Origin of the sequence: Mesorhizobium sp. M7A.F.Ca.MR.176.00.0.0, assembly GCF_004023165.1 — a bacterium.
GTDB lineage: Bacteria > Pseudomonadota > Alphaproteobacteria > Rhizobiales > Rhizobiaceae > Mesorhizobium.
The window spans coordinates 1-4,573 of the sequence record NZ_RZTC01000211.1 but is presented as its reverse complement, the minus strand read 5'-3'; the positions used below and the strand labels follow the sequence as shown (position 1 = coordinate 4,573).

General features: G+C 62.3%; 4 protein-coding genes and 2 pseudogenes. 5 read left to right on the top strand and 1 reads right to left on the bottom strand.

Annotated elements, in window-relative coordinates; genetic code table 11:
• Nucleotides 1-426 (bottom strand): annotated as a pseudogene (locus EOB59_RS33710) (plasmid partitioning protein RepA); the annotation flags it as partial.
• Nucleotides 427-796: 370 nt separating this feature from the next.
• Between EOB59_RS33710 and traI the strand changes: the two are divergent.
• The 5 genes and pseudogenes from traI to EOB59_RS33685 all read left to right on the top strand — a co-directional run.
• A complete protein-coding gene (gene traI / locus EOB59_RS33705; protein WP_095482558.1) occupies nucleotides 797-1,429 on the top strand; it encodes an acyl-homoserine-lactone synthase TraI in 633 nt (210 codons plus the stop codon).
• Nucleotides 1,426-2,397: a P-type conjugative transfer ATPase TrbB gene (gene trbB / locus EOB59_RS33700; RefSeq protein ID WP_095482559.1), complete on the top strand. Its 972-nt coding sequence runs from the start codon at nucleotides 1,426-1,428 to the stop codon at nucleotides 2,395-2,397. Before traI ends, trbB begins: the two co-directional genes overlap by 4 nt.
• Nucleotides 2,387-2,764 (top strand): TrbC/VirB2 family protein, encoded by a 378-nt coding sequence (locus EOB59_RS33695; RefSeq protein ID WP_095482560.1) that lies wholly within the window; start codon nucleotides 2,387-2,389, stop codon nucleotides 2,762-2,764. The genes trbB and EOB59_RS33695 overlap by 11 nt, the downstream gene beginning before the upstream one ends.
• Entirely contained in the window at nucleotides 2,757-3,056 is a 300-nt protein-coding gene (locus EOB59_RS33690; RefSeq protein WP_095482561.1) for a conjugal transfer protein TrbD, read from the top strand. Before EOB59_RS33695 ends, EOB59_RS33690 begins: the two co-directional genes overlap by 8 nt.
• Before the next feature lie 7 nt (nucleotides 3,057-3,063).
• A pseudogene (locus EOB59_RS33685) lies at nucleotides 3,064-4,573 on the top strand (conjugal transfer protein TrbE); the annotation flags it as partial.

The window sequence follows — 4,573 nt, the reverse complement described above, 5'->3', positions numbered from 1 at the left end:
GTACTGGGCAAGATGGGCCGTGGTGGTTGTCTTTCCACTCCCACCTTTGAAATTCACAACGGAGATAACTTGAAGGCCTTCGCCGCCGCGCCGGTGAGGCACATAGCGCTTGAAATCAGTTCTGCCGTGTTTGTCGAGGAAGGCGCGCAACTCCATCATCTGCGCCGCCGTGTACGAGCGGCGGCCGGACTGTGATACGAGCGGCTCCGGCCCCTTTCCCTCAAGATGTAGTTTCTTGATATGGTTTTGCGTCACGCCAAGAAAATCGGCAACCTCGGCCGAGGAAAACAGCCGAAGGCCTTTCTCAGCATCCGGCGGATACTGCTCCAGGCGCAGCATGTTGAGCTTGTCCGAGATGAGTTCACCCTGCTGGAGAATCTCCTCGTCAAAGTCTATGTCGAGGTCGAAAGTCTGCGCCACGTTCAATTTCACCGCCCCCACTTGGGAATAACGCTTTTCCGGGTCCATATGGCAGGAAAGCGTGATTACTATGTGCGATTCGACGGTAGCCGCAAGGCGTTTTTGGTTAATGAGAAGTTAACATGTTGCGGGACCATTCACGCCCAGACCGGATTCTCCAATGGTTATCCGTAAGTTAGGTCGATTCCCGCTGTTCGCGACCGTGGGCATGAAATGCAGATTTGCACCTCTTCATCAACACTTTAGCCCCTGCCTGCTCTCGAATTTCCGTAGCTAGACCGTCGATTCGGCAGAATCACCGGCTGCAAATCTGCACGTAGGCACACGCCCAACGAGGTGTTTTGTCTCCGCATGACGTGTTCATGCGGAGATCATAATGCGGATACTGACCGTCTCGCCCGACCTTTACGGCCGCCATCAAAATTTTCTGAAGCAGATGTACCGTCTTCGCGCAGCGGTGTTCGGCGGCCGTCTCGAATGGGACGTCTCTGTGACCGCGGGGGAAGAGCGCGATCGCTACGATGATTTTAAGCCGACCTACGTTCTGGCAGTTAATGAGCCTGGGATGGTCGCCGGTTGCGCCCGTCTTCTTCCGGCTTCCGGGCCGACGATGCTCAAGTACATATTTCCCGAACTGCTCGAAAAGGGTTCTCTGAACCCACATCCAGAAATGGTCGAAAGTTCGCGCTTCTGTGTCGACACGTCCCAGACCGCGGGCAGGGAAGGGGGCCAATTACATCTTGTGACACGCACCTTGTTCGCCGGCATCATCGAATGGTCGATGGCGAATGGTTACAGCGAGATCGTCACCGCGACCGATCTCCGCTTCGAGCGGATCCTCAAACGTGCCGGCTGGCCGATGCGACGGCTCGGCGAACCTGCAGCAATCGGCGACACGATGGCGGTTGCCGGAAGCCTTCCAGCCGATCGCGAGCGCTTTGAGCAGGTCTGTCCTCCCGGCTACCGTTCGATAATCTCCGACGGCGCACCGATCAGGAGCGCCGCGTGACCCAACTCCGCTCGCATTCGCGTCTCGTCCGCAAACTTCAGGAAGCTCTCGGCGACCATCTCTGCGTCGCGCTCGATGACGCGACGGTTGTCGAGATCATGCTCAACCCCGATGGCAAGCTCTTCATCGAACGCCTGGGTCATGGCGTCACCCCGGCCGGCGCACTGAGCCCTGCCGCGGCGGAGGTGATCATCGGCAGCGTCGCCCATGCGCTACAATCCGAGGCCGACGACGAGCAGCCGATCATCTCCGGCGAACTGCCGATCGGCGGGCACCGTTTCGAGGGCTTGCTGCCGCCCGTCGTTTCCGGACCGGCCTTCACGATCCGGCGGCGCGCGTCGCGGCTGATCCCGCTTTGCGACTACGTAAAGTCGAAGGTTATGACCGAGGCGCAGGCCTCTGTCCTGCGCAGCGCGATCGCCTCTCGCATGAACATCGTGATCTCCGGCGGCACGGGCTCGGGCAAGACGACCCTTGCCAATGCGGTTATCGCCGAAATCGTCGCCAATGCGCCGGACGATCGGATCGTCATCCTGGAAGACACCGCCGAGATCCAATGCGCCGCCGAAAACGCGGTATCGCTTCACACAAGCGACACCGTCGACATGGCGCGGCTTCTCAAGAGCACCATGCGATTGCGGCCTGACCGAATCATTGTCGGCGAGGTCCGCGACGGCGCGGCGCTCACGCTGCTCAAGGCGTGGAACACCGGGCACCCGGGCGGCGTCACCACCATTCACTCGAACACGGCAATGTCGGCCCTGCGCCGGCTCGAGCAGCTGACCGCGGAAGCGAGCCAGCAACCCATGCAGGAGGTGATCGGAGAGGCCGTCGATCTTGTCGTTTCCATCGAACGGACGGGGAGGGGGAGGCGGGTCCGCGAGGTTATCCACGTCGAGGGCTTCAGCAACTCCCGATACCGGACCGAACACTACGCCCAGATCGATGAGGACAGCCATGTCGCGTAAGACACAAATCACTTGGGCCTTTGCGGCGCTGGCCGCCCTTTCTTGCGTCAGCCTGGCCGATCCGGCCCTTGCCTCTTCGGGCGGCGGCCTGCCCTGGGAATCTCCCCTGCAGCAGATCCAGCAGTCCATCACCGGTCCGGTGGCTGGCTTCATTGCGCTCGCCGCCGTCGCGATCGCCGGTGGCATGCTGATCTTCGGCGGCGAGCTCAACGACTTCGCGCGGCGGCTCGTCTATGTCGTGCTCGTCGCTGGCATCCTGCTCGGCGCCACTCAGATCGTCGCCCTGTTCGGCGCTACGGGCGCCTCGATCGGAGAGGCGCCGTCACAGGCCTCGATTGCAGCGGCAGGGGAGGGGGCCGATGGCTGAGTCAGGCGCCAATCTCGCGCGCTCGCGCGTGCACAGAGCGCTTTCGCGCCCCAACCTCCTCATGGGAGCAGACCGGGAACTGGTTCTGCTTACCGGCCTCGCTTCGGTGATCCTGATCTTCGTCGTGCTGACCTGGTATGCCGCGCTCTTCGGCGTCGCGATCTGGCTGCTCGCCGTCGCGGCCCTTCGCATGATGGCGAAGTCCGATCCCATGATGCGGCGGGTTTACATCCGTCACATCTCGTACAAGCCGTACTATCGGGCCACATCGACGCCATGGCGCAGGTTTTGAGGCGCTCATGGTCGCACTCAAGACTTTCCGCCAATCTGGACCATCCTTCGCCGATCTCGTTCCCTACGCAGGTCTCGTCGACAACGGCGTGATCCTGCTGAAGGACGGTTCGCTGATGGCCGGCTGGTATTTTGCCGGCCCCGACAGTGAGAGTTCGACGGACGCCGAGCGCAACGAGGTCTCGCGGCAGATCAACACCATTCTCGCGCGCCTTGGATCGGGGTGGATGATCCAGGTCGAAGCCGTGCGGGTGCCGACTTCCGATTACCCCGACGAAGCTGAGTGCCATTTCCCCGACCCAGTCACGCGGGCCATCGACTTCGAGAGACGGCTCCACTTCCAGCGAGAAAGCGGACACTTCGAGAGCCGGCATGCGCTCATCCTGACGTGGCGGCCGCCGGAGCCGCGGCGATCTGGCCTCGCACGCTATGTCTATTCCGATCCGGCAAGCCGATCGGCATCCTATGCGGTGACAACGCTCGACACGTTCCGCGCCTCGATCCGCGAGATCGAGCAATATCTCGGCAATGTCGTCTCCATTCAGCGGATGGCGACGCGCGAGGCGGACGAGAGAGGCGGATTTCGGGTCGCCCGCTATGACGAGCTGCTCCAGTTCGTCCGCTTCTGCATCACAGGCGAAAACCATCCTCTTCGTCTGCCGGACATCCCGATGTATCTCGACTGGCTGGTCACGGCCGAGCTGCAGCACGGCCTGACCCCGCTTGTGGAGAACCGCTTCCTCGGGGTTGTCGCAATCGACGGCCTGCCGGCGGAGAGCTGGCCGGGCATCCTCAACGAGCTCGATCTGATGCCGCTGACCTATCGCTGGTCATCGCGCTTCGTCTTTCTTGACGAGCAGGAGGCACGGCAGAAGCTGGAGCGGACCCGCAAGAAATGGCAGCAGAAGGTGCGGCCGTTCTTCGACCAGCTCTTTCAGACCCAGAGCCGCTCGGTCGACCAGGACGCCATGATGATGGTGGCCGAGACGGAGGACGCCATCGCCGAGGCCTCCTCCCAGCTCGTCGCCTACGGCTACTACACGCCGGTGATCGTCCTGTTCGATGAAGCGCAGGCTCGGCTTCAGGAAAAGTGCGAGGCGATCCGCCGTCTCATCCAGGCCGAGGGGTTTGGGGCGCGCATTGAAACGCTGAATGCGACCGACGCCTTCCTTGGAAGCCTGCCCGGCGTCTCCTACGCCAATATCCGGGAGCCGTTGATCAACACGTGCAATCTTGCCGACCTCATCCCGTTGAACTCGGTCTGGTCGGGCAGCCCGGTGGCGCCTTGCCCTTTCTATCCGCCCGGCTCGCCACCGCTCGTGCAGGTCGCGAGCGGGAGCACACCGTTCCGCCTGAACCTGCATGTGGACGACGTCGGCCACACGCTGGTGTTCGGACCGACGGGGTCGGGCAAGTCGACGCTGCTGGCGCTGATCGCCGCACAGTTCCGGCGCTATGCCGGCGCCCAGGTCTTCGCCTTCGACAAGGGTCGCTCCATGCTGCCGCTGACGCTCGGAC

Bases quoted from the DNA above. Each gene is read 5' to 3' on its own strand.
- traI (WP_095482558.1), top strand. From the start codon at position 797: ATGCGGATACTGACCGTCTCGCCCGACCTTTACGGCCGCCATCAAAAT.
- EOB59_RS33695 (WP_095482560.1), top strand. From the start codon at position 2,387: ATGTCGCGTAAGACACAAATCACTTGGGCCTTTGCGGCGCTGGCCGCC.
- EOB59_RS33690 (WP_095482561.1), top strand. From the start codon at position 2,757: ATGGCTGAGTCAGGCGCCAATCTCGCGCGCTCGCGCGTGCACAGAGCG.